We start from the raw sequence: 26,738 nt of genomic DNA on the forward strand, positions 1-26,738 counted from the left end.
GCGCCCGCATGGCCGAGGGCCTGGTTCGCCGTGCCCGAAAACCCTGGAGGAAAGCCCGTGCGAACGCCGCAGCGGCCGACGCAGCACCGAGAACGGTTTCGATCCACACTCCTCATCCTCCCCGCAGCCCTCGTCCTGGTCGTCACGTCGGGAGGCGCCGCGCTGGCGGCGCCCAAGGGCGGAGGCGTCCGGGTGCTGAGCACCACCACCGAGTACGGCGAGCGCCCGCTCGGGCTCGACGACCCGGCTCCGCGGCTGAGCTGGCGGCTCGGCTCCCCGGAACGGAACCAGTCGCAGTCCGCGTACGAGATCCACGTCGCGTCCAGCCCGGCCAAGCTCGCCAAGGGGGACGTGTGGGACAGCGGCAAGGTCGCCTCCGGCCAGTCCGTGCTGGTCCCGTACCGTGGGCCGGCGCTCAAGCCGCGCACCCGCTACCACTGGACGGTCCGTGTCTGGGACGCCCACGGCCGGGCCTCGTCCTGGAGCAAGCCGTCCTGGTGGGAGACCGGTCTGCTGGACCCGGCCGAATGGAAGGGCGGCTGGATCGGCGCGTCCGCCGACCCCGACAAGCCTCCGGCGCTGAACGGCACCTCGTGGATCTGGTATCCCGAAGGCGACCCGGCCGCCGGCGCACCGGCCGGAAGCCGCTACTTCCGCGGGTCGTTCGACCTGTCGGGTGCCGTGCAGAGGGGCCGTCTGGTGATGACGGCCGACGACGGCTTCACCGCCTGGGTCAACGGCGAGCAGGTCGCCGACGTCGAGGCGGGCAACGACAACTGGCGGCGCCCCGTCCTCGTCGATGTGACGGGCAAGCTGAGGCAGGGCCGCAACACCATCGCGGTGAAGGCCACCAACGCCTCCGCCAGCCCGGCGGGCCTGCTGGGACGGCTGGAGGTCACCACCGCCGAGGGTGTCCGTACCATCGACACCTCCGGCGACTGGCGCACGGTGAAGGACGAGCCGTCCGGTGACTGGCAGGCCATCGGTTACGACGACTCCTCCTGGCAGGCCGCCAAGGTCGCCGCCGCCTGGGGCTCGGGTCCCTGGGGACGTCCCCAGCCCGCCGACCCGACCGCCCCGCCGAGCTTCAGCGGCGCGTCATGGGTCTGGTACCCCGAGGGCGACCCCGCCGCCGACGCCCCCGAAGGGACGCGGTACTTCCGCGGGTCGTTCGACCTGACGGCCGTCGCGCAGAAGGGCCGTCTGGTGATGACGGCCGACGACGGCTTCACCGCCTGGATCAACGGCGAGCAGGTCGCCGACGTGGAGCCGGGCAACGACGCGTGGCGCCGTCCGGTCTTCGTGGACGTGACGGGCAAGCTGAGGCAGGGCCGCAACACGATCGCGGTGAAGGCCACCAACATCGCGGTCAACAGGCCGAGCCCGGCGGGCCTGCTGGGACGGCTGGAGGTCACCACGGCCGAGGGCGTGCGTACCATCGACACCTCCGGTGACTGGCGCACGGTGAAGGACGAGCCGTCCGGTGACTGGCAGGCCATCGGTTACGACGACTCCTCCTGGCAGGCCGCCAAGGTCCTCGCCCCCTGGGGCTCGGGTCCCTGGGGCAGCGTCCAGGCCGAGCCCGAACCGCCCGGGGCGTCGCTGCTGCGCCGCGAGTTCCGCCTCCGCGGCAAGCGCGTCGCGCAGGCACGCCTCTACTCCACCGCCCTCGGCCTCTACGAGGCCGAGATCAACGGCCACCGGGTGGGCGAGGACGTCCTGGCCCCCGGCTGGACCGACTACGGCACCCGCGTCCAGTACCAGACCTACGACGTGACCGGCCTGCTGCGGCGCGGCGACAACGCCATCGGCGTCGCGCTCGCCCCCGGCTGGTACTCGGGGTCGGTGGGCATGTTCGGCCCCCGGCAGTACGGCGACCAGCCGTGGCTGCGCGCCCAGCTGGAAGTGCGCTACACCGACGGCACCACCGACACGATCGCCACCGGCGACGGCTGGCGCTGGTCGCCGGGCCCCGTCACCAGCGCCGACCTGCTCATGGGCGAGTCCTATGACGCCCGCCTCGAACAGCGCGGCTGGTCCAAGCCCGGGTTCGACGACGCCGCGTGGCGGCCGGTGTCGCCCGGCACCGGCATCACCGCGCGGCCGACCGCCCAGATCGACGCGCCGATCCGGGTGGAGCGCGAGCTGACCCCGGTGAAGATCACTCAGCCCAGGCCCGGCGTGCACGTGTTCGACCTCGGCCAGAACATGGTCGGCACCGTCCGGCTCAAGGTCTCCGGCACGGCGGGGCAGAAGGTCAGGATCCGGCACGCGGAGGTGCTCAACAAGGACGGCACCATCTACACCGCCAACCTGCGCACCGCCAAGGCCACCGACACCTATGTGCTGCGCGGCGGCGGGACCGAGGTGTACGAGCCGGAGTTCACCTTCCACGGCTTCCGGTACGTCGAGGTCACCGGCCTGCCCGGCGCCCCGTCCACGGGCACGGTCACCGGGCGGGTGATGCACACGGCCGCGCCGTTCACGATGGACTTCAAGACCAACGACGGCATGCTCAACCAGCTCCACAGCAACATCACCTGGGGCCAGCGCGGCAACTTCCTGTCCGTCCCGACCGACACCCCGGCCAGGGACGAGCGGCTGGGCTGGACGGGCGACATCAACGTGTTCTCCCGTACCGCCACCTACAACATGGAGTCGGCGCGGTTCCTGAGCAAGTGGATGCAGGACATGCGCGACACCCAGGGGAGCAACGGCGCCTTCCCCGACGTCGCGCCCCGCATCGGCGGGCTCGGCGAGGGCGTCGCCGGCTGGGGCGATGCCGGGGTGACCGTGCCGTGGAACCTGTACCGGGCGTACGGGGACCGGCGGGTGCTGGAGCAGAACTACCCGGCGATGCGCAAGTGGATCGCCTACCTGGAAAACAACAGCAACGGGCTGCTGCGACCGGCCGCCGGGTACGGCGACTGGCTCAACATCAACGACGAGACGCCCAAGGACGTCATCAGCACGGCCTACTTCGCCTACGTCACCGACCTGGTCGCCGACATCGCCCGCGTCCTGGGCAAGAAGGACGAGGCCGCGCAGTACGACGACCTCGCCGGGCGCGTGCGCGAGGCGTTCAACAAGGCGTACGTGACCGAGGGCCGTATCAAGGGCGACACCCAGACCGCCTACGTGCTGGCGCTGTCGATGAACCTGCTGCCCGAGGCGGCGCGCAAGCCCGCCGCCGACCGTCTGGTGCAGTTGATCGAGGCGCGCGACTGGCACCTGTCCACCGGGTTCCTGGGGACGCCGCAGTTGCTGCCCGTGCTGACCGCCACCGGGCACACCGACGTGGCGTACCGGCTGCTGCACCAGCGCACCTTCCCGTCCTGGGGCTACCAGATCGACCGTGGCGCGACCACGATGTGGGAGCGCTGGGACTCCATCAGGCCGGACGGGTCGTTCCAGGACGCCGGGATGAACTCCTTCAACCACTACGCCTACGGTGCCGTGGGCGAATGGATGTACGAGAACATCACCGGCATCAGCGCGGGCGAGCCCGGCTACCGGCGCACGGTGATCCGCCCGCGCCCCGGCGGCGACGTGAACCGGGCGAGCGGCCGCTATGACTCGGTCTACGGCCCGATCGAGACGAGCTGGTGGGCCAAGGGCGGCCGGTTCCACCTCACCGTGTCCGTTCCCGTGAACACCACCGCCGAGGTCTGGGTTCCGGCCCGGTCGGCGGCGGAGGTGTCGCAGAGCGGCGCCAGGTTCCTCCGCATGCAGGACGGGGCCGCGGTCTTCACCGTCGGCTCCGGCACCTACCACTTCTCGGCGAGGTCGTCCGGCACGGGCTGACCCGCCGGCCGGTCCTCACGCGGCGGGAGGGCGTCCCCTGCCCGCTCTCCCGCCGCCCCATCTCCCCACCCACCCCACCCCCCGCCTGAGGAGACAGACCCGTGTCCCTTCCTCGAACCCGTCGTGCCCTTCTCGCCTCCGTCTCCGCCGCATCGCTGCTCGTTCCCGTCGTGGCGATGCCCGGTACGTCCAACGCGGCCGTGTTCGCCGCCGGGCATGCGCCCAAGGCGCCGGTGGAGCTCACCGTTGGCGACCGCGCCGAACCGCTGAACGTGCAGGGAACCCCTTTGTTCGGCTGGCGCCCCCGTGACGCCGACCCAGGTGAGGTCCAGTCGGCCTACCAGATCGTCGTCCACACCGACCCTCCCACCGGGCGCGCCAAGACCGTCTGGGACAGCGGCAAGGTGACATCGTCCCGGCAGGAGTACGTGCCGTACGCAGGCCCCGCCCTTGAGCATGGCGCGTCCTACACATGGAAGGTCCGCACCTGGGACAAGACCGGGAAGAAGTCCTCCTGGTCGCGGCCCGCGTCCTTCGACATCGGCCTGCGGGACGAGGACTGGCAGGCGTACTGGATCCGCCGCGCCACCACGGAGGCCGACGACTACACCCTGGCGCGCAAGGACATCACCGTGGGCGCGTCCCGTGTCGTGCGGGCGCGCGTGTACGTGACGGCGAGCCACCAGTACGCGTTGCACCTGAACGGCGAGGTCATCGACCGCGGCCCGGCGTTCTCCTACCCCGACGAGGGCTTCTACAGGACCGTCGACGTCACCGACAAGCTGCGGGCGGGACGGCAGGCCACGATTGGAGCGCTCTACCACTGGTACGGCTCGGGGCAGGGCCGTCCCAGGAGCGAGCGCGGGCTGCTGGTGCGCCTGGTCATCGACCACGCCGACGGCAGCCGCCAGGTCGTCGTCACCGACGGGACCTGGCGGGTGACGCGCGGCCCGTGGAAGCAGGCGCCGCGCCGCAACGGCGACGGCGGCGACTACATCGAGGAGATCGACGGTCCCGCGCAGCAGGCCCTGGACGGCTGGGACCGTCCCGGCTTCGACGCCTCCGGCTGGGAGGCGGCCGAGGTCATCGGCGCCCACCCCACCCCGGTGTTCAAGCGGCTCCAGGGACAGGAGGCCGGGCTGACCTTCCGGACCGTCCGCCCCAAGAAGGTCACGCGGCTCGGCTCCGGCGCCCTGGTCGCCGACTTCGGCACCGTCATCCCGGCCGTCCCGGTGGTGCGGTTCCGCGACGGGGAGGCGGGACGGCACGTGGCCATGGAGGCGGGGTACGTGCTCACCGCCGACGGCTCGGTGTCACGTTCCAGCCGCGACAACCAGAACACCGACCTCAGCTTCGGCTACACCCAGCGCGACGGCGACCAGACGTACCGGCCCTTCACCTACGTGGGCTGGCGTTACTTCGAGATCCCTCCGGGCACGGGCGTGAGGCCCGAGGACATCTCCGCCGTCGTCCAGCACACCGACGTGGACCTGTCGCGGACGGCCCGGCTGCGCACGTCCAACCCCGGCGTGGACGCCGCCTACGACCTGATGCGGCGGTCGGCCCTGTACGGGGCGCAGACCCAGTTCCTCGACACCCCGACCCGGGAGAAGGGCCAGTTCCTCGGTGACGCCGTGGACGTCTCCCTGGCCACGATGGCCGCGTACGGGGAACGGAGGCTCACCCGGCAGGCGATCGGCGAGTTCATCGCCTCCCAGGCCCGCTACTGGCCGGACGGCCGGCTCAACGCCGTCTACCCCAACGGTGACGGGGGCCGCGACATCCCCGACTACACCGAGATGTTCCCCGGCTGGGTGTGGGACTACTACGAGCAGTCGGGCGACGCCGCCACGCTCGCCCGCGCGTACCCGGTGATGAACGCCGTCGCCGGCTACGTGCGGCGGCACATCAACGCCGATACCGGGCTGGTCACCGACCTGACCGGGGGTTCCGGCGACTACCGGTTCGGCATCATCGACTGGCCCGCGACCATGCGCTACGGCCACGACATGGACACCGCCGCCCGCACGGTCATCAACATCCTGGCGGTGGACGTGTTCAACGCCTCCGCCCGTACCGCCGAGGCCCTGGGCAAGGCGGACGAGGCCGCCGCGTTCCGCCGCGAAGCGCAGACCCTGACGACGGCCATCAACGCCAAGCTGCGCCGCGCCTCCGACGGCGTCTACATCGACGGGCTCAAGGCGGACGGCTCGCAGAGCACCCACGCCTCCCAGATCGCCAACGCCTTCGCCCTCGCGTACGGCGTGGCACCCGACCGTGCCCGCATCCTGGACTACGTCACAAGCCTCGGCATGCAGATGGGCCCGTTCACGGTGCATCGCCTGATGCAGGCCCTGGGTGAGCGGCCGGAGCCGTTCGTCACCCGCCTCACCGACAAGGAAGGCCACGGCTGGGGCAACATCCTCGCCCGCGGCGGCACGTTCACCTGGGAGTCCTGGGACGCGCCCGAGACGGGGCAAAGCCACTCCCACCCCTGGGGCGCCACCGCGCTGCTCGACATCCACCAGACCCTCCTGGGCGTCACCGTCACCTCGCCTGCGGGCGCGACGGTACGGGTGCGTCCGCCCGGTTCTGGTGTGGACCGCGCGTCCGGAACCATCCCGCTGCAACGCGGCGACGTGGCGGTGGACTGGCGCCGCGGCGGCCACGGCTTCTCCATGTCGGTCGAGATCCCGGTGAACATGCGCGCCGAGGTCCACGTCCCGGCCGCCTCGCCCGCTTCGGTACGGGTGAAGGGCCACGCCCGCTTCGTCGGCATGCGCGACGGCCACGCCGTGTACGAGGTCGGCTCGGGACGCGTCGATTTCATCTCCGGAAAGGCAGGGGCCTGACATGACGGACCCGATCTCCCGCCGCCGCTTCGTCCAGGCGGGCGGCATCACCGCGGCGGCCGTGGGCGCCGCCGGAACGATCGCGCCGGCGACGGCCGAGGCCGCTCCCGCCACACCCGGCCTTCGTCCCATTGACCTGCGGGTCGACCACCTGCGTTCGCCACTGGGGATCGACGACACCACGCCGACGCTGAGCTGGCGGTTCGCCCCGGGTCCACGCGATCAGGCGCCGACCGCGTACCAGATCAAGGTGACCGGCGACGGTCTGCTCTGGGACTCCGGGAAGGTCCGCGGCTCCGCGGTATCGGCCGTGTACGCGGGGCGTCCCCTGCGGTCCCGGCAGCGCGTCTCCTGGCGGGTCCGTGTGTGGGACGCGCAGGGCCGCCCGTCGCCGTGGAGCGAGCCGTCGTCCTGGGAGATGGGCCTTCTGGACGCCGACGACTGGACGGCGTCCTGGATCGGCCACCCGGACTGGAACGAGCCCGAGCCCAACCCCGTCACGATCAGCTTCCCGGCGCGCACCGCCCGCTACGTCCGGCTGGAGGTGTCCCGGCTCGGCCTGCCCCTCAAGGAGGGCTGGCCGTACAAGGTGTCCCGGCTGCAACTCGCCGAGATCGTCGTGGCGGACGGCGACGCGGGCGAGAACCTGGCCCTGCACGCCACCGTCACCGCCTCCGAGACCTACACGGCGCCGGGCCAGTGGGAACCGAGGGCGGCCACCGACGGATCGCTCACCAGCGAGAGCGCCCCGTTCGGCTACACCAGCCTGGAACACCGGGAACAGGACCTCGCCACGCCCATCTGGGTACAGGTGGACCTCGGCGCCGCACGCCGCTTCGACCGGGTCGTCCTCTACCCCCGCACCGACACGCTGACCGACGACGGGAAGACGGCCAACTTCCCCGAGGACTTCAAGGTGCAGACCTCCTCGGACGGGGCGTCCTTCGACACGGCCGCGACCGTCGAAGGGCAGGAGGCGCCGCCACCGCTGCGCCGCGCTCCGTCGGCGCTGCCGGTCTTCACCAAGCGGGTCGACGTGGGCAAGCGGATCCGGAGCGCGCGGCTCTACGCCACCGCGCTGGGCGTCCTCGACCTCACCGTCAACGGGCGCCCGGTGAGCAGGGCCGTCCTGGAACCGCCGAACACCGACCACAAGGAACGGCTGGTCTATTCCACCTACGACGTCACCGGGCTGCTCCACCGTGGCGCGAACGAGCTGCGCGTGGAACTGGGCAATGGCATGGCGCACGTGCCCGCCACCCCCGGCCGGTACCAGAAGCTCACCCGCAGCGACGGCGCCCCCGCCTTCCTCCTCCAGATGGAGATCACCTACAGCGACGGCCGCCGTGCCGTGATCGGCAGCGACCCGAGCTGGCGCACCGCGCTGGGCGCCACCATGTTCAGCGGCTGGTACGGCGGCGAGGACCACGACGCGCGGCGCGTCCCCGACGACTGGGTCGCCGCCGTCCGCCGCGACCCGCCCACCGCGCGGCTGACCGCGCGGGCGGCGCCGCCGATCGAGCACGTGGAGACCGTCCGCACCAAGAAGATCACCCAGCCCCGGGACGGGGTGTACGTGGTCGACCTCGGCACCAACATCGCGGGCTGGCCGGTGCTGCGCGTCAGCGGCCCGGCCGGGACGAGGGTGACGATGCGGCCCGGCGAGCTGCTCGCCGCCGATGGCACGGTCAGCCAGCACACCACCGGCTCGCCGATCTGGGACACCTACATTCTGTCCGGCAAGGGCGTGGAGACCTGGCATCCGCGTTTCGTCTACCACGGCTTCCGCTACGTGCAACTGGAAGGGCTGCCGTCGGCGCCGGACGAGGACACCGTCTCGGGGATGGTGCTCCGCACCGCCAACGAGCGCGCGGGCGGCTTCACCAGCTCGCACCCCCTGATCAACGACATCCACAAGATCATCGACCGGGCGGTGCAGGGCAACATGTACTCGGTCCTGACCGACTGCCCGCACCGGGAGAAGCTGGGCTGGCTGGAGCAGGCCAACCTGGTCTTCCCCGCGGTCGCCCGCAACTACGACGTGGCCGCCTACTACGCGGAGATCGTGCGCAACATCGCCGAGGCGCAGACCGCCGACGGTCTCGTCCCGGACATCGCGCCGGAGTACACGGTGTTCAGCGGCGGGTTCCGCGACGACCCCAACTGGGGCAACGTCATCATCTTCGCGCCGTGGCAGATGTACCGCGCCTACGGAGACACCGCCACGCTGCGCACCTACTACGGCCACATGCGGCGGTACCTGGACTACCTGTCCGGCAAGGCCGAGGGCGACCTGCTCGACTACGGGCTGGGGGACTGGATCACCTTCGACCCGAGCACTCCGGTCGGCGTCACCGCCACCTTCGGCTACCACCGCGCCGCCACGGCGCTCGCGCAGATCGCCGAGGTCATCGGCGAGGACGCGGACGCCGCCCGCTACACCGCGCTGGCCGCCCGCATCGGCGACGCGTTCAACGCCAAGTACCTCAAGGAGAACACCTACGGGTCCGGCAGCCAGGCATGCGACGCCCTGGCCCTGGACATGGGGATCGTGCCGGCCGACCGGCGCCAGGCCGTCCTCGACCACCTGATCGGGAGCATCCGCGACAAGGGCTACCACCTCACCGTCGGGGAGATCGCCCTGCCGTCGGTGTTCCGCGTGCTGTCGGCGGCGGGCCGCGACGACATCGTGTACGCGGTCGCCACGCAGACCACCAGCCCCAGCTACGGCTACCAGGTGGTGCACGGCGCCACCTCCCTCACCGAGAACTGGGACGGCCCGACCTCCGGCAACTCCCAGAACCACTTCATGCTCGGCGCGATCGACGAGTGGTTCGCCGCCGGGCTGGCCGGGCTGGGGCAGGCGGACGACTCGGTCGCGTACCGGAAACTGCTGGTCCGCCCGGCGGTGGTGGGGGACCTGACCTCCGCGGGCGCCTACTACCAGACCCCCTTCGGCAAGGCGTCCAGCTCCTGGCGCCGGACCGGCACCACCCTCCGCCTGGACGTGACCGTCCCGCCGGGCGCCACCGCCCGCGTGGAGGTCCCGCTCCTGGGCGGCACCAGACGTCCCGACGCCACCAAGGGCGCCCGCTGGGCCGGCGTCCAGAACGGGCGCGGGATCTTCGAGGTCGGCTCCGGCACGTGGGCCTTCGAGGTGTCCCGCCGCTGACGACCTCTCCGACCCCGGTCACCGATAACACGCAAGGAAAACCCATGGATCAACACGGATTCGCCCGGCCGCTGAGCAGGCGCCGGGTGATGCAGGCAGGGCTCGCGGCGGGCGCCGTCGCGGCACTGCCCCTTTCGGTACGGCCGGGCACCGCCGCGGCGGACGCCGCGCCGTTCCCCGCCGCCGCCCACTTCGCCCGTCCCCGGGCGGAGATACGGCCGCGGTTCCGCTGGTGGTGGCCCGACGCGCACGTCACCCCCGCCGAGATCCGGCGGGAGATCGACCAGATCGCCGACGCCGGTTTCGGCGGCGCCGAGATCGTCGCGCTGCACCACAGCATCCGGGACAAGTCCGTCCTCGACCCCGTACACCACGGCTGGGGCACCCCGGCCTGGAACGCGGGCGTCGAGGCCGCGCTGGACCAGGCCCGCAGGCGCGGCATCACCGTGGACCTCACCATCGGCCCCGCCTGGCCCGCGGCCGTGCCGTCCATCACGCCCGACAGCCCCGCCGCCGTGCAGGAACTGGCGTACGGCGTGGTCACGCTGGCCGGGGGAGCGACCCACGACGGCCCCGTACCCGACCCCGTCGTCGCGCCCCAGCCCGGGGTGACCCAGCGGCACCTGGAGGCCGTCCACGCCGTCCGCAAGGACCCCGCCCACGACGACGATGACGTGATCGGCCTCGCCCGCGACTCCTGGCAGGACCTCACCTCCCGCGTCCGGAACGGCCGGATCACCTGGACGGCGCCGGACGACGGCGAGTGGGTGCTGCTGTCGTACTGGCGGCGCGGCAGCGGGCAGCGTCCCGAGTCGGGCCCGCACAGCGCCCCGGACGCGGCGGTCGTGGACCACTTCGGCCGCGCCGGGACGCAGGCTGTCATCGACTTCTGGGAGAAGCGGCTGCTCACCCCGAAGATCCGCAAGCTGCTCCGGCAGGCGGGCGGCGCGCTGTTCGAGGACTCGATCGAGCTGGAGACCGAGGCGCTGAACTGGACGCCCGGCCTGGCCGCCGAGTTCCGCAGGCGGCGCGGCTACGACCTGGGCCCCTACCTGCCGGTCGTCCTCCTGAACGACGAGGACCCGGTGTTCGCCTACGACGCCGAGACCACCGAGCACGCCCGGCACGACTTCTGGCTGACGGTCTCCGACCTGTTCCACGACAACCACTTCAAGCCGCTGGCCGACTGGGCGCACTCGATCGGCCTGGAGCTGAGCGGCCAGCCGTACGGGCTCCAGACCGACTCGATCCGGATGTCGGCGACCCTGGACAGGCCGGAGGGCGAGTCGCTGGGGTTCAAGAACCTCGACGACTACCGCGCCCTGATGGGCGGCCGGGACATGGGCGGGCGCAAGGTGCTGTCCTGCGAGGCCGGGGCCTACCAGGGCGGCGCCTACAGCACCACCTGGAAGAAGCTGCTGCTCACCATGGGCGGCGCGTACGCCGCCGGGCTCAACCAGACGACCCTGCACGGCTTCTCGTACGCGACGGCGCCCGGCGTCAACTGGCCGGGGTTCGCCGGGTTCACCCCCTACAACGGCGGCATCGGGTACGCCGAGTCGTGGGGCCCGCGCCAGCCCACCTGGCGGCACGTCCCGGACGTCGCCGACTACTTCGCGCGGGTCCACGGCATCACGCAGGCCGGCGAGAACCGGATCGACGTGGCCGTGTTCCGGCAGAAGGGCTACAGCAAGACCGGCATCGGGGCCGGCTGGTTCACCGCCAACGGCATCCCGATCGGCTGGACCCACTCGTTCGCCAGCGAGCCGATCCTGTCGCTGCCCAGCGCCACCGTCTCCGGCGGGCGGCTGGCGCCGGACGGCCCCGCCTACAAGGCGCTGTTCGTCGAGGGCGACCGCTTCGCCGGGAAGAAGAGCACCCTCACCGTGTCCGCGGCCGAGCGGATCCTCGCGCTCACCCGCAAGGGACTGCCGGTGGTGTTCATGGGCGACTGGAGCGCCGCCACCGTCCCGGGCGTCGCCAAGGACGGCGAGAACGAGCGGCTGCGGGCGGTCCTGCGGCAACTGTTCGACCAGCCGACGGTGAAGGTCGTCGCGACCGAGCCCGAGGTGCCCGGCGCCCTCGAAGCCCTCGGCGTGCGGCGGGACGTCACCCACCAGACCTCCACCCTCCTGCACGCCCGGCGGGTGGACGGAAGCGTGGACTACTACTACCTGGTCAACGGGCGGCACAACGAGACGCCGAAGCCGCCGATCGCGCCCATCGACCACGAGGTCACCCTCACCCGCACCGACCGGAAGGCCGTGCCGTACCGGCTCGACCTGTGGACGGGCGGGATCGAGCCGGTCGCCCTCTACCGGGCGGACGGCGACACGGTCACGCTGCGGGTGGCGCTGCGGCCGGGCGAGGCCACGGTGTTCGTCCTGGCCCGTCCCAAGGGACACGCGACCCCGTACGCGACCGCCAGCGAGGCGGCCGAGGTCCGTGTCGCCTCGAAGAACCGGCTCGCGATCCGCGACACCCGGCCGGGGACGTACACCACGACCCTGGAGGGCGGCCGCACCGTCCGCGCCACGATCGGGGAACTGCCCGCCGCGCTGACCCTGTCGAAGTGGCGGCTCCAGGTCGAGGACTTCCAGCCGGGACGCACCCCGACCGAGACCGTGACCACCCGGCACGACCTCGTCCTGGACGAGCTCAAGCCGTGGCCGCAGATCCCGGAGCTGGCCGACGTGTCCGGGGTCGGCCGCTACACCGCGACGGTCGACCTGGGCAAGGGCGGCTGGCCGGGCGCCTACCTGGAGCTCGGTGAGGTGTTCGACACGTGCAGGGTCACGGTCAACGGGCACCGGCTGCCCGGCGTGGACCTGCTCAACCCGGTCGTGGACGTCGGCCCGTACCTGCGGCGCGGCACCAACACGATCGAGGTCGAGATCGCCACCACCCTGATCAACCGGCTGCGGGTGGCCGACGCCGCCGTCTACGGCGGGGCGTCCCGGCAGAACTACGGGCTGCTCGGCCCGGTCCGGCTGGTCCCGTACGGCGAAGCGGTGATCAAGCACTTCTGAGCCGGCACAAGTGTGGGAGGGCGCGGCAACGCCCTCCCACACGCGAACTCCCCATCCCGTCCTGTCACGAACCGGAACACGAGGAATCCATGACCAACAGCGTAGTCAACCGGCTGCGGGGGAGAACCGCCCTCACGCTGGGCCTGGCGGCCGTCACCGTCCCCCTCCTGATCAGCGCTCCGGCGGCGACGGCCGAAGGGCCGCGCCACGCCAAGCCCTGGGACGCCTACAACCTGTCCCCGTCCACCCGCACGGTCCGCCCGGTCGCGGTCTTCGCCACCCAGGGCGAGGTGGCCGATCCGCAGGCCGTGCTCAAAGGACGCCGCACCACGCTCAGCGGTGCCGGGGCGTCCCTCACCCTGGACTTCGGCAAGGAGGTCAGCGGCCTGACCACGGTGAGCTTCGCCGGGTCGGACGGACCCCAGACGGTCGGGCTGGCCTTCGCCGAGTCGTCCCGGTACGCGGGCTTCCCCACCAGCGACGCCTCCACCGGCGGGCCGCGCAGCCGGGACGGCGCGCTGACCACCGGCGTCGACGGCCGCACCACGTACACGACCCCGGCCCGGTACCTGCGCGGCGGCTACCGCTACCTGACGATCTTTTTGGAGTCGGCGGGCCGGGTGGAGCTGGACGGGGTCTCCCTCCACTTCACCGCCGCCCCCAAGATGAAGAACCCGGCCCGCTACGCCAACCACTTCTATTCGAGCGACCACCTGCTCAACCGCATCTGGTACGCGGGCGCCTACACCGTCCAGCTCAACACCATCGCCCCCAAGACCGGCCGGGTCTGGGAGCCGCCCGCCGAGCTGTGGGACAACGGCGGCACCGTCGGTGTCGGCGACACGATTTTGGTGGACGGCGCCAAGCGCGACCGCACCGTGTGGCCGGGCGACCTGGGCATCGAGATCCCGGCGGCGTACGCGGCGTTCGACGACACCGAGTCGGCCCGCAACGCGCTCACCACCCTCTACCAGCACCAGCGGGACACCGGTGAGCTGCCCTACTCGGGGCCGATGATGAACAAGTACGGCTCGGACACCTACCACCTGTGGACGCTGGCCACCACCTGGGACTACTACAACTACACCGGCGACCGGCGATGGCTGGCCCAGGTGTGGGACGGCTACAAGCGCGGCGTCGACTACAGCACGGCCAAGGTCGGCGACCGGGGGCTGCTGTCCATCACCGGCACGTCCGACTCGGTGCGCATCCTGGAGAAGGGCGAGAACCTCATCGCCAACGTGCTGCTGTGGCGCGTGCTGGACGCCGGTTCGCGCCTGGCCGCCGTGCAGGGCGACAAGGCGCTGGCCAAGTCGTACGCCGACCGGGCCGCGGCATTGCGCACCGCCGTGAACACCCACCTGTGGGACGAGGCCGCCGGGGCGTACAGGTTCTACCCCGACTCCACCATCCACCCCCAGGACGGCAACTCCCTCGCCGCCTGGTACGGCCTCGCCGACCGCGCCAAGGCCCGCCGCATCAGCCACTACCTGACCGGCAACTGGGACTCCATCGGCACCACCGCCCCGGAGAACAAGGGCAACCCGGGCGTGTTCTCCGGCTCGATGGAGGTCAACGCCCACTTCCAGGCGGGCGGCCAGGCCGCCGACAAGGCCGGCGTGGAGATCATCCGGCGCCAGTGGGGCTACATGCTCGACCACCCCGAGGGCACCAAGAGCACGTTCTGGGAGTCGTTCCGCAACCCCGAGGACGGCTGCGCCACCTGTAGCTCCTACACGAGCATGGCGCACTCCTGGGCGACCGGCCCCACCCCCGCGCTCACCTTCTACGTGCTGGGCCTCAACCCCACCGGCACCGCGGGCCGGACGTTCGACTTCGTGCCCCACACCGCCGACCTGTCCTTCGCCCAGGGCAACATCACCACCACCTACGGCCCGGTGAACGCGTCCTGGAAGGTCACCAAGGGGACCTACCGCGCCTCGCTGGAGGCTCCTCGTGGCACCGAGGGACGCGCGGGCGTGCCGACCTTCGGCTCACGCGTCAACGTCTACGTCGACGGCCGCCTGGTCTGGGACGGGAAGAAGGGCAAGGCACGCGGGCCTCACCACGCGTACACCGACGGCGAGTACGTCTACGTGAACGGCCTGCGTGGCGACCACGACATCGAGAGCAAGCCGGTGGGGCGCTCGTGAACGTCAGCCGGCGCGCGTTCATCGGCACGGCGGGGGTGACGGCGACGGCGACCGCGATCGGCGCCGCCGTCCCCGCCCCCGCCGCGGCCTCGCCAGCCCGGCCGGCGCGGGTGTCGCCGTTCCCGCTGTCGGCCGTCACGCTCTTGGACGGGCCTTTCCGCGACAACATGAGCCGGACCTGCGCCTACCTCAGGTTCATCGACGCCGACCGGCTCCTGCACACCTTCCGGCTGAACGTGGGGCTGCCCTCGTCCGCCGAGCCGTGCGGCGGCTGGGAGGCCCCGGACGTCCAGTTGCGCGGCCACACCACGGGCCACCTGCTGACGGCGCTCGCGCAGGCGCACGCCGGCACCGGCGACGACGCCTACGCCGCCAAGGGCCGCCATATCGTCGCCGAGCTGGCGACATGCCAGGCCGCCTCGCCCGCCGCCGGGTTCTCCCGCGGCTACCTGTCGGCGTTCGGCGAGGAGGTCTTCGACGACCTGGAGGCGGGCGGCAAGCCCTGGGCGCCGTACTACACGATCCACAAGATCATGGCGGGCCTGCTCGACCAGTACCGGCTGAGCGGCAACCGGCAGGCGCTGGACGTGCTGAAGGGCATGGCCGCCTGGGTGGACGCGCGTACCGCCAAGCTGCCGCGCGAGCGGATGCAGGCGCTCCTGCGGGTCGAGTTCGGCGGCATGAACGACGTCCTGGCCGAGCTCTACCTGGTGACCAGGGACCCTCGGCATCTGGCCACGGCCCGCCGGTTCGACCACGACGAGCTGTACGTCCCGCTGTCGGAGCGCCGCGACGCGCTCGACGGGCAGCACGCCAACACCCAGATCCCCAAGGTGGTCGGGGCCGTCCGCGAGTACGAGGCGACGGGGGAGCGGCGCTACCGCGACCTGGCCGCGTTCTTCTGGGACACCGTCGTCCGCGACCACACCTACGTGATCGGCGGCAACAGCAACCAGGAGTTCTTCGGCCCTCCCCGCGAGCTGGCCAGCCGTCTCAGCGAGGACACCTGCGAGAACTGCAACACCTACAACATGCTCAAGCTCTCGCGGCTGCTGTTCCTCAACGACCCGCGCTCGGCCCAGTACATGGACTACTACGAGTGGGCGCTGCTGAACCAGATGCTCGGCGAGCAGGACCCGCAGTCCGAGCACGGGTTCGTCACCTACTACACGGGCCTGTTCCCCGGCTCGGAACGCAAGCCCAAAGGCGGACTGGGCGCGGCGCCCGGTAGCTACAGCGGCGACTACGACAACTTCTCCTGCGACCACGGGACGGGCCTGGAGACCCACACCAAGTTCGGCGACAGCATCTACTTCCGGTCGCGCGACGCCCTCTACGTCAACCTGTTCGTCCCGTCCGAGGTGCGGTGGGCGGAACGAGGCGTGCGCGTCCGGCAGGAGACCCGCTACCCGTACGAGGAGACGACCCGGCTCACGATCGTCGAGGGTGACGCCCGCTTCGCCCTCAAGATCCGGATCCCCGGATGGCTGGACGCGCGCGGCCGGCGCGCCCGCCTCCGCGTGAACGGCAGGGCCGCCGGCGGCCTCGGCAACGACGTCCGGCCCGGCGCGTACGCCACGATCGAACGGCGGTGGCGCGCGGGCGACGTGGTCGAACTCGCCATGCCGATGGAGCCGGTGTGGCGCAAGGCACCCGACAACCCGTGCGTGCAGGCGGTCAGCCACGGGCCCGTCGTCCTGGCGGGAGCGTACGGGGACCGCGCGCTCAACACCTTTCCCGCCATCGACCCGCGTTCACTGACGCCGGTACGAGGAAGGCCGCTCCACTACACGGCACGGGCGGACGGAGCCGAGGTGCGGCTGATGCCGTTCGCCGAAGTCCACCACCAGCGCTACACCGTCTACTGGGCCACTCCGGCGCCGCGCCGCCGCCCCGCGCTCATCGCCCACTACCCCCTCAAGGACGGCAGCACGGCCGACGCCACGGGGAAGTGGCCCGCGGCCACCCTCACCGGCTCGGCGGCCTGGGCCGACGGGACGGTGTCGATGGACGGCGCCGGAGGGCACGTCGTCCTACCGCCCGGCCTGCTCGCCGGGCTGGACGCGCTCACCGTCGCGCTGTGGGTCCGGCTGGAGACGGTCGCCAACAACGTCCGGGTCTTCGACCTGGGCTTCAACAGGCAGACCTTCTTCTACGTCAACGCGCGCACCGGGTCGGGACGGGCGCGGTTCTCGATGAAGCTCGGCGGGATGGAGGGCGAGGACTTCGCCGACGCCCCCGCCGCGCTGCCCACCGGGGCGTGGACCCACGTCGCGGTCACCGTCACCGGTGAGGGCGGCGGCTCGGCCGTTCTGTACATCGACGGCGCCGAGGCGGGGCGCAAGGACGGGCTCCTCATGAGCCCGCTCGCCCTGGGCGCCACCTCGAAGAACTTCGTCGGCCGCTCCCAGGACACCCGGCACCCGGCCATGCACGGCCAGGCCGCCGACTTCCGCCTCTACAACCACGCGCTGACGGCCGCCGACGTGGCCGCCCTGCACCAGCGCGGTCGCTGATCCCTTTTGGAGTCCCCCTTGCGCATGACCTGGCGCGGCCTCGCGGCCGCAGCTCTCACCGCCGCACTCCCCCTGACCGCGATCACCGTCCCGTCGGCGTACGCCGACCCCAGGACCGGCGCCACCGGCCTCCGCGCCGCCGACCTCTCCAAGGCGCTGGGCATCGACGACACCACCCCGGCCCTCACCTGGCGCCTCACCACCGGCGGCCGGGGAACGGCCCAGACCGCGTACCGGATCCAGGCCGCCACCAGCGAGAGCCGGCTGCGTTCCGGCCACGCCGACCTGTGGGACACCGGACGCGTCGGATCGGCCGCGCAGCGCGTCGACTACGCGGGCCGCCGGCTCGGCAGCCGCGCCCGCGTGTACTGGCGTGTCAAGGTGTGGACGGGCGGCAAGGAGTCGAACTGGTCGTCCCCCGCGTGGTTCGAGACCGGACTGACCTCCGCCTCCGACTGGACCGGCCGCTGGATCGGCCACGAGGACTGGCAGGTGTCGCAGAAGAAGCCCACCCCGATCGTGGTGAGGCTGCCCAGGACCACGGCGAGGTACGTGCGTCTGGACGTGACCGAACTGGGCCTGCCCCTCGTCGAGAACCTGCCCGACCGCACATGGCGGCTGCAGCTCGCCGAGCTGGAGGTCCGCGACTCCGCCGACCCCGGCACCAACCTGGCCGCGGGCCGCACCGTCACCTCGTCCGACACCGGCGGCGAGGTCAACCGCAAATGGCTGCCGCGCTACCTCACCGACGGGACACAGACCACCAACCAGGAGTTCGCCGGATGGTCCAGCTCCGCGCACACCGGCGCGGACGTCTCCGACCAGCCGATCGTCCTGACGGTCGATCTCAAGGAGGCCAAGACCTTCGACCAGGTGCTGCTCTACCCGCGCACCGACCAGCCCGCCGAGGACAGCGGCAAGGTCCCCTACGCGCCCGTCGACTTCACGGTGAGCACCGGTGACTCCGTCGACGGCCCCTACGAGACGAAGGCGCGGATCACCGGGCAGGAACCGCCCGACTCGCCCGTCCCCGAGGCGCTGCCCGTCTTCGCCAAGGACTTCTCGCTGCCGCGCGGCGTCCGCTCCGCCCGCCTGTACGTCAGCGGCCTCGGCGTGTACGAGGCGCGCCTCAACGGCATCCGCGTCGGCGACGCCGAACTCGAACCCGGCAACACCGGCTTCGCCAAGCGCACCACCTACGCCACCTACGACGTCACCGGCCTGCTCCGTCCCGGCGGCAACACCCTCGGCATGGAACTCGGCAACGGCGCCGCCAACGTCATCTCCACACCCGACCGCTACCGCAAGTTCGCCGGGACGATCAGCGACCCCAAACTGATCGCGCAGCTCGAGGTCACGCTGGCCGACGGCAGTGTGCGGCGCGTCGCCAGCGACGGCTCCTGGCGCACCGTGCTCGGCCCGGTCACCTTCTCCCACTGGTACGGCGGCGAGGACCACGACGCCCGCCGCGAACGTCCCGGCTGGGACCGGCCCGGCGCGTCCCGCGCGGGCTGGGACGCCGCCGTGCCCGTCGCGCCGCCCGGCCCGTCCACCGTGCTCAGCGGGCGCTCCGCCGAGCCGGTCCGGGTCATCGAGAGCCTGGCCGGGAAGGAGATCGGCTCCGGCGACGGGTACCGGGTGTACGACATCGGCCGCAACATCGCCGGACGTCCCGAGATCACCATCGACGCGCCCGCCGGGACCACCGTGCGGATCGTCATGGCCGAGAGCCTGCGCGACGGCCGCCCCTACCAGTCCATCAGCAACGTCGGCGCGCCCATCTGGGACGAGTACACCACCCGGGGCGGGCCCGGCGCCGAGACCTGGCACCCGCGGTTCTCCTACCACGGCTTCCGCTACCTGGAGGTGCGCGGGCTGCCCAAGGGCGCGTCACTCAAGGTGCGCGGGCAGGTCCTGCACGCCGACAACGCCTCCGCCGGGACGTTCACCTCGTCCAACGCGCTGATCAACGGCATCCACGGGCTGGTCCGGCGCGCCATCGAGGGCAACATGATGAGCATCTTCACCGACTGCCCCAGCCGGGAGAAGCTGGGCTGGCTGGAGCAGGACCACCTGGTCGGCGACACCCTCGCCGCCAACTACGACGTGCACGCCCAGTTGCGCAAGGTCGTCCAGGACATGGCGGACGCGCAGACCGAGACCGGGCTGATCCCGTCCACGGTGCCCGACTACACGGTGCTGTCCGGGTCCTACCGCGACGACTCCAACTGGGGCGGCGCGTTCATCGTCGTCCCATGGCAGCTCTACCGCGCGTACGGCGACACCGAGACCATGAGCACCCACTACGAGGCGATGAAGCGGTACGCCGCGCACCTGGAGAAGCGGGTCACCGGCGGGCTCACCGACTACTCCCTGGGCGACTGGTTCACCCCCGACCGGACGTTCCCCAAGCTGGTCTCCGGGACCTACGGCTGGTGGCGGGTCAACGACACCCTCGCCAAGATCGCCGCCACGCTGGGGCGCGCGGACGACGCCGCAGCGTTCAAGGCCAAGGCCGACCTGTCGGCCAAAGCCCTGTCCGACCGGCTGTACGACCCCGCGACCGGCACGTTCGGGGGAGGCGGCATGGGCGCCGAGGCGATCGCCCTGGACATGGGCGCCGTTCCCGCCGACCAGCGTTCGCGGCTGCTCGACCACCTGATCTCCTCGATCGAGTCGGCGGGCTGGCACCTGCTGCTCGGCGAGATCTCGCTGCCCTCGGCGTTCCGGGTGCTGTCGGCCGCGGGCCGCGACGACGTCATCTACAAGATCGCCACGCAGACCGACAGCCCCAGCTACGGCTACCAGGTCGTCCACGGCAACACCGCGCTCGGCGAGTCGTGGGACGGCGGCAACGGCCAGTCCCAGAACCACTTCATGCTCGGCTCGATCGACTCCTGGTTCACCTCCAGGCTCGCCGGCATCGACCAGGCGCCGGACTCGGTCGGGTTCCGCAGGCTCCTGATCAAGCCGTCGGTGGTCGGCGACCTCACCCACGCCTCCGGCACCCGCGTCACCCCGTACGGCGAGGCCCGCTCCGCCTGGACGAGGAAGGGCGACCGGGTCGAGCTGACCGTGACCGTTCCACCGGGCAGCACGGCCGAGGTCCACGTTCCGGGAGGCGACGTCCGGAACGTCGGGCCCGGGAGGTGGGTCTTCACGTCGTCGGTCCGCTAGGGCCTTCGGCGTGCGCCCCCGCCGGGCCGCCCTTGAAGCGCGTCCCGGCGGGGGCCAAGATCGGTACATGGCTTCCCGACAGAACATGAGCTTCGACAACGGACACGGCTACCTGGCCATGCCTCCCTCCGGGCGCGGCCCCGGGCTGATCGTGATCCAGGAATGGTGGGGGCTCGACGACCATATCGCCGATGTCACCGACCGCTTCGCCGCCGAGGGGTTCGTGGCGCTCGCCCCCGACCTGTACGGCGGCCGGGTCGTGCACGAGACCAGCGACGCCGCCAGGCTGGCGCGTGAACTGCCCGTAGGGGAGGCCGTCGACCTGCTGTCCAGCGCGGTCGACCACCTGCTCGCGATGGACGAGGTCACCGGCGACCGCGTGGGGGCCGTCGGGTTCTGCATGGGCGGCGCGTTCGTCCTGACCCTGGCCGCACGCGCCGGAGAGAAGATCGCCGCGGCCGTCCCGTTCTACGGCGGCGCCGGGGAGAGCCCCGACTTCGGCAACCTCAAGGCGCAGATCATGGGGCACTACGGGGAGAAGGACCAATCCATCCCCGTGGATTCGCTGCCCGACCTCAAGGCCGCCATCGAGCGCGACTCCGGGATCACCCCGACCTTCCACATCTACCCGGCCGGGCACGCCTTCTTCAACGACCAGCGTCCCTCGTACCACGAGGAGTCCGCCCGCCTGGCGTGGGACCGCACCTTGGAATTCCTCCGCGCCAACCTCGCGGGGTGACCGCGCCGGGGGACGGCACCGCCTGGCCCACAAGCTGAGCGCCTTACGGCTCGACGGGCGCCTGCTGGCCGAGGTACCGTCCCCCGGCCCTTCGTCGAGCGTTCTCATCCAGCCGACCAAAAGCCGGGAAAAGGTCCGCGTCTTCCGCATGGGGCACTGGGACTACCTGGACGGAGACGACTACGACCTGAGCGCCGTCCCGGTCCGGCAGGCGACGTCCGCCGGTGAGGCGAGCTGACGACCCTGCTTGGCGAATGGGGCGTCCCTCCCGAACGGTTCGACCATCCGTGGCGCATGGATTGACAGGCAAGTCGTTGCTTGCCTAACGTTCGGTGAGTGGGTGACGTCTTCAAAGCACTGGCGGACCCCACCCGCAGGGCGATCCTTGACGAGCTGACCGAACGGGACGGGCAGACGCTGTTCGAGATCTGCACCCGGCTCATCAACAAACACGGGCTCGGTTCGTCCCGGCAGGCGATCTCGCAGCATCTCGCGGTGCTGGAGGACGCGGGACTGATCGAGACCCGGCGGGAGGGCCGGTACAAGTTCCATCACATCAACGTCGGCCCGCTCGAACCGATCGTCACGCGGTGGCTCACCCCCAACGGACGGAGAAGCACATGAGGATCAACGTGACCAGCGTCCTCGTCGACGACCAGGAGAAGGCGCTCCGCTTCTACACCGAGACGCTCGGCTTCCAGAAGAAGAACGACCTGCCGGCGGGCGAGTCCCGCTGGCTGACGGTGGTGTCCCCCGAAGAGCCCGACGGCGTCGAGCTGGTCCTCGAACCCGACGGGCATCCCGCCGCCAAGCCCTTCAAGGAGGCCCTGGCCGGCGACGGCATCCCCTTCACCTCTTTCGCCGTCGACGACGTCCACAAGGAATACGAGCGCCTACGCGGACTCGGCGTGCGCTTCACCCAGGAGCCCACCCAGATGGGCCCGCTGACCACCGCGGTACTCGACGACACCTGCGGCAACCTCATCATGATCGCCAGCCACGCCTGAAACCCGCGCCTCGGCCGGACGAACACCGTCCGGCCGAGGACAAGGGGCGGTCAAGGGAGCGCACGCGATGAGCACCTGGCAAAGGAGCCGGCCGTACGACTTGAGCGAGACGGCATCGACTCGGACGTTCACCTTCCGCCCCTGGCCGAGGCTGCGTCTTTCACCCATGTCGGCCACAGCGATTTCTACTGGCACTCCACGGCATTCCCAGAACATCGCCCGTCGATCCTCTTCAACCCCAACGCGCCGACCGGGCGCACCAGGGCGTCTACGTTCCAGCGCATGCGTCCGGACGAACTCCTGAACGCTGTGCCAGGGCTTTCACCAAGCGCTTCCAGCCGCACGAACTCCGGCCCGTATCCGCACCACTGGCATCGACGCCCTCAAGAGACACGTGACCGAAGCAGGCAGAACTCATTCCCCTCCGGGTCGGCGAGCACATACCAGGGCTCCTCGCCGGTCTGGCCGATGTCGGCGTGCCGCGCCCCCGCAGCGAGAAGGCGTTCAAGCTCGGCATCCTGGTCGCGGTCGGTGGCGTTGACATCGATGTGCAGGGGCAACTTGCCGTTCTTGGGCTCGTCGGTCCGGCTGAGCACAAGGATGGGCTGAAGACCACCGAACCCCTCTTGAGGTCCGATCGCGATATCGTCCCCCTCCTTTTCCAGCACGACATAACCCAAGACCTCACACCAAAAACCCGCAAGTTTCTCCGGCTCGCGGCAATCCAACACCAGCTCCGTGATACGGCATGCCATACGCCGACACTACCCCGCCGCCCGCCCGCACCCTCTCAACCAGGGCTCCATCCACCCCGTAAACGAGCCACGTCCTGCCACCAGCACCCCAACCCCACAAGTCTCGAACGCCTCACAGCCAACCAGAACGGCCAACATCCAGCCCGCCTAACACCCGCCCCAACCTCGGCAGCCCCGCCATAACGCGGCGTGGCTCCGGTGCAAACCGGCCTCGCAACTGTGCCCGGACGACGACTGCCAAGCCGTTCAATCCGCACGTGATAGTGGCCTGCGAGACAGTGCCGCACCGCTCACGAGGGGCCGACAACTGATCGAAGCGGTCAACACAATGTGAAAGACCGACTCGATCTGGAAGAGAGCGGCTTGCAGCCCCACGTGGCCGCCACCATCGCCCCGAGCATTTTCACCCTGACCGACGCGACCATCAGGATTCACTGACCCTTTTTCATCCGTCCGGGCGGACGCTGATCACAGCATGATCGCGATGCGGGCGTTCGGCGGGTGAGGTGAAGAAACCCCTGGTAGACGGGTTGATCACCACAACCACCGCGTCCGAACCAGGGGCTCTGCATGCTGTTCTATCGCGCCGCCGTCGATTTGTCGCGTGCAACGCTGAACTACCTGGCCAGACTGATCCGTCGGCGCCGCAAGGCGATCGGGTCGGCCTGGCGGCTGCTCAAGGCCGGGCAGCAGGCCCTGCCGGTGCTGGTCCACCTGCGCAAGGGCGAGACGTTCGCCGAGCTCGCGGCCGGGTTCCAGGTGTCGACGAGTACGGCCTGGCGGTACGTCCAGGAGGCGGTGGCGCTGCTGTCGGCGAGGTCGCCGAAGCCGACGGCGGCGTTGCGGAAGGCCACCAAGGACGGGCTGCACCTGCTGGTGCTGGACGGGACGCTCATCGCCACCGACCGGGTGCGGGCCGACCGGCCGTACTACACGGCCAAGCACCGCTGCCATGGAATGAACGTGCAGGTCATCGCCGGCCCTGACGGGACGATCCTGTGGACCTCGGGGGCGCTGCCCGGCCGCACGCACGACCTGACCACCGCCCGCATGTGGGGGATTCCGCGTCAGTTGGAGGAGACCGGGATCATCACACCGGCCGATAAGGGCTATCAAGGCGCCGAGGCTTCAGTCGTCATCACCCCGTACAAGGGACGGAACAAGCCCGCGTCCCACAAGCAGGCCAACCGCTCGCACGCCAAGCTCCGCGGACCCGGCGAACGCGCAAACGCCCAGCTGAAGTCGTGGAAGCTGCTCCGCAAGCTCCGCTGCAGCCCCTGCAAGGCCGGTCACCTCGTCAAGGCCATCGCCGTCCTACAGAACTACGAGGTCACCCGAGGATGAAAAAGGGTCACTGATCTGGGTCCCCGGCCGTGGTCGGTGGGGCGGGGTGCGGAGATCCGTCTTCCGGGTCAGGCGGGGAGGCCGAGGAAGTCGGCGATCAGGTCGGTGGCGTGGGTGAAGATCGGCTCGGCGGGGTCGAAGCTGTTGGCGAAATGGCCGAACAGCTCGAAGGTGATCAGGCCGAAGACCTGGGTCCAGGCGACGCCGAACCGGACCATCGCGGGCGGTGGAAGCTCAGGTGCGACCAGCGAGGCGGCCTTGGCCGCCTGCCCGGTGAGTTCGGGTGAGAGATCGTCCTGGGGCAGGGTCAGGACGCCGGCCTTCAAGGCGTCGCGCAGGGGGGCGGCGAGGGCGATGGGTATACGGGCCGCCGGGGCGATGGTGTCCTCGGGGGCCCGGTAACCGGGGACGGGTGAGCCGTAGATGAGCGCGTACTCGTGCGGGTGCTCGCGTGCCCACTCCCGGATGGCGACGCAGCAGGCGCGCCAGCGCTGGCGGAAGTCCCGGAACTCGGTGGTCTCGGCGGACGCCGACGCGGCCTCGAGCCGGTCGGCCAAGGCGTTGTAGGCGTCGATGATCAGGGCTGTGAGCAGATCGTCCCTGCTGGGGAAGTAGCGGTACAGCGCCGAAGAGACCATGCCGAGCTCGCGCGCCACCGCGCGCAGCGACAGGCCGTTGGGGCCCGAGGCCCGTAGCTGGCGACGGGCCTCCTCCTTGATCACCCGTGTCAGCTCGGCACGGGCTCGTTCCCTGGCGGTACGGCCGGCGTTCATGCGGTCAGTCTGCCAGAAACAAGAGCGCCGAACAAAAGAGAGAGCACTGCTCTTGCAAAATGGGGCGGGGATGGTGCACACTGATCTCAACAGAGAGCAGTGCTCACACTTGGAGAAGGGCTCATGACCAACGCCAATCGCCACGTCCAGGCCACCGGTTTCGAGGTGTACTTCAACAAGGCCGTCGCCTTCCTGACCCGGCACGGGATCAGCCTCATGGGCACGCGCATCCTCGCCGTGCGAGGGCGCACCAGCGGGAAGTGGCGCACCAACCCGATCAACCTGCTCACCCTGGATGGGACGCGCTACCTGGTGTCCCCGCGCGGCCACACTCACTGGGTCCGCAACATCCGCGTCTCGGGCGAGGGCGAGCTGCGCCTGGGCCGGAAGGTCGAGCCGATCACGGTCACCGAACTTCCGGACGCCGACAAGCTGCCGATGCTGCGCGCCTACCTCGAGCGCTGGGGCTGGGAGGTCGGTCGTTTCTTTGAAGACCTGCCCAAGAACCCGACCGACGAGCAACTGCGTGACGCCGCCCCCGGCATTCCCGTCTTCCGTATCAACTGAGAGACCCTGGTCGCCCAGGGGGCTCTGCCATCCGTCCACTCACGGGGTCTCTCAGTCCGCGTCATCGAGAGTGCCGCGCCGTGACGGAGTACCTGGTTCCACGCGCATCGCGGAAGCCGTCCCGGCGCATGGTGCCGCGTGCACCGACACGGCGGCAGGCGGTGTTCGGGCGAGATCTTGCTTGACCTCAAGATGACTTCAGGTTGTTGAATCGTTTTTGGCGTTCATCGCCGGTTCGAGGGGACTTCGGCAACCGGGAGGCAGGGCTATGGCGAACGACGTTCTCGTGGTGGGGGAGATCCCGCCGGAGACGCAGGCAGCGGTCACCGGAGTGGTCAAGGCACTGGAGAAGGCGTTCAACGCGAAGGACCCCATTGCTCTCAGCGAGCAGTACGCGGAAGAGACGTCCTGGTCCAACGCCAGGGGCGTGCGCCTGGACGACCGCCAGGCGATCGCCGAGTCCGGCGCTCCCGCGATGAAGGGCTTTCTGCGGGACTCCTACGCTCGCTACGACGTGGTCAAGCTGCTGGAGGTAGCGCCCGACGTGATCGCGGTGAACGTGAGGCAGGCACCCACCGACAGCGCAGGCTCGCCCATCCAGGACACCGAGGGAGCGGCCCTCTACGTGATCGCCCGACGCGGGAGCGGCTGGAAGATCGTGGCCGGTCAGAACACGCCGGTCGAGCCCGCTCCCGCTTCCTGAACGCTCCGGATCTCCCGGGCCGGGCACGCGTTCTTCAACGACCGGCGTCCCTCGCACCACGGGAGCCTGCCCGCCTGGCATGGGAGTGCGGCTTCGAGTCCGTTCGCGCCAACCTCGCCTCACCGTGACCGCAGGAGAGCCGGGGGA

15 protein-coding genes are annotated in these 26,738 nt (G+C 70.8%); 13 read left to right on the forward strand and 2 right to left on the reverse strand.

All coding sequences use genetic code 11. From position 1 onward, the window contains the following. Positions 1–57: 57 nt before the first annotated feature. The 10 genes from QSK21_RS12735 to QSK21_RS12780 all read left to right on the forward strand — a co-directional run bounded on the left by QSK21_RS12735 (position 58) and on the right by QSK21_RS12780 (position 22,449). A complete protein-coding gene (locus QSK21_RS12735; RefSeq protein ID WP_285695821.1) occupies positions 58–3,804 on the forward strand; it encodes a family 78 glycoside hydrolase catalytic domain in 3,747 nt (1,248 codons plus the stop codon). Between the two features lie 101 nt (positions 3,805–3,905). After that, entirely contained in the window at positions 3,906–6,656 is a 2,751-nt protein-coding gene (locus QSK21_RS12740) for a family 78 glycoside hydrolase catalytic domain (protein ID WP_285695822.1), read from the forward strand. Between the two features lies 1 nt (position 6,657). Continuing rightward, positions 6,658–9,828, forward strand: a complete 3,171-nt coding sequence (locus QSK21_RS12745) for a family 78 glycoside hydrolase catalytic domain (RefSeq protein ID WP_285695823.1) — start codon at positions 6,658–6,660, stop codon at positions 9,826–9,828. 44 nt (positions 9,829–9,872) lie between these two features. Further along, complete coding sequence (locus QSK21_RS12750) at positions 9,873–12,857, forward strand: glycosyl hydrolase (RefSeq protein ID WP_285695824.1); 2,985 nt, start codon at positions 9,873–9,875, stop codon at positions 12,855–12,857. 89 nt (positions 12,858–12,946) lie between these two features. Further along, complete coding sequence (locus tag QSK21_RS12755) at positions 12,947–15,010, forward strand: alpha-L-rhamnosidase-related protein (RefSeq protein ID WP_285695825.1); 2,064 nt, start codon at positions 12,947–12,949, stop codon at positions 15,008–15,010. After that, a complete protein-coding gene (locus QSK21_RS12760) occupies positions 15,007–17,526 on the forward strand; it encodes a glycoside hydrolase family 127 protein (protein ID WP_285695826.1) in 2,520 nt (839 codons plus the stop codon). The genes QSK21_RS12755 and QSK21_RS12760 overlap by 4 nt, the downstream gene beginning before the upstream one ends. A gap of 24 nt (positions 17,527–17,550) precedes the next feature. Then, the gene (locus QSK21_RS12765) at positions 17,551–20,703 is read left to right on the forward strand and encodes a family 78 glycoside hydrolase catalytic domain (RefSeq protein ID WP_285695827.1); all 3,153 of its coding nucleotides are present in this window, start codon (positions 17,551–17,553) and stop codon (positions 20,701–20,703) included. A 67-nt stretch (positions 20,704–20,770) separates the two neighbouring features. Next, on the forward strand, positions 20,771–21,442 hold the full coding sequence (locus QSK21_RS12770; protein WP_285695828.1) for a dienelactone hydrolase family protein: 672 nt from the start codon (positions 20,771–20,773) through the stop codon (positions 21,440–21,442). 336 nt (positions 21,443–21,778) lie between these two features. Continuing rightward, positions 21,779–22,066: an ArsR/SmtB family transcription factor gene (locus tag QSK21_RS12775; RefSeq protein ID WP_285695829.1), complete on the forward strand. Its 288-nt coding sequence runs from the start codon at positions 21,779–21,781 to the stop codon at positions 22,064–22,066. Beyond that, positions 22,063–22,449, forward strand: coding sequence for a VOC family protein (locus QSK21_RS12780; protein WP_285695830.1), 387 nt, complete (start codon positions 22,063–22,065; stop codon positions 22,447–22,449). The genes QSK21_RS12775 and QSK21_RS12780 overlap by 4 nt, the downstream gene beginning before the upstream one ends. A gap of 383 nt (positions 22,450–22,832) precedes the next feature. On the opposite strand, the gene QSK21_RS12785 is transcribed toward QSK21_RS12780, so the two are convergent. After that, positions 22,833–23,204, reverse strand: coding sequence for a VOC family protein (locus QSK21_RS12785; protein WP_285695831.1), 372 nt, complete (start codon positions 23,202–23,204; stop codon positions 22,833–22,835). A 570-nt stretch (positions 23,205–23,774) separates the two neighbouring features. Between QSK21_RS12785 and QSK21_RS12790 the strand changes: the two genes are divergently transcribed. Next, complete coding sequence (locus tag QSK21_RS12790) at positions 23,775–24,548, forward strand: transposase family protein (RefSeq protein ID WP_285695832.1); 774 nt, start codon at positions 23,775–23,777, stop codon at positions 24,546–24,548. A gap of 68 nt (positions 24,549–24,616) precedes the next feature. Here the strand turns inward: QSK21_RS12790 and QSK21_RS12795 are convergent, their stop codons facing one another. Then, the gene (locus QSK21_RS12795; RefSeq protein ID WP_285695833.1) at positions 24,617–25,321 is read right to left on the reverse strand and encodes a TetR/AcrR family transcriptional regulator; all 705 of its coding nucleotides are present in this window, start codon (positions 25,319–25,321) and stop codon (positions 24,617–24,619) included. Between the two features lie 123 nt (positions 25,322–25,444). Here QSK21_RS12795 and QSK21_RS12800 point away from each other — a divergent pair, with 123 nt between their 5' ends. Both QSK21_RS12800 and QSK21_RS12805 read left to right on the forward strand, forming a co-directional pair. After that, positions 25,445–25,888: a nitroreductase/quinone reductase family protein gene (locus QSK21_RS12800; protein WP_285695834.1), complete on the forward strand. Its 444-nt coding sequence runs from the start codon at positions 25,445–25,447 to the stop codon at positions 25,886–25,888. 268 nt (positions 25,889–26,156) lie between these two features. Beyond that, positions 26,157–26,591 (forward strand): SgcJ/EcaC family oxidoreductase, encoded by a 435-nt coding sequence (locus QSK21_RS12805; protein WP_285695835.1) that lies wholly within the window; start codon positions 26,157–26,159, stop codon positions 26,589–26,591. Positions 26,592–26,738 lie beyond the last annotated feature (147 nt).

The sequence above is a fragment of the Actinomadura sp. NBRC 104412 genome (assembly GCF_030269515.1).
In the GTDB taxonomy this organism is placed as follows: domain Bacteria; phylum Actinomycetota; class Actinomycetes; order Streptosporangiales; family Streptosporangiaceae; genus Spirillospora.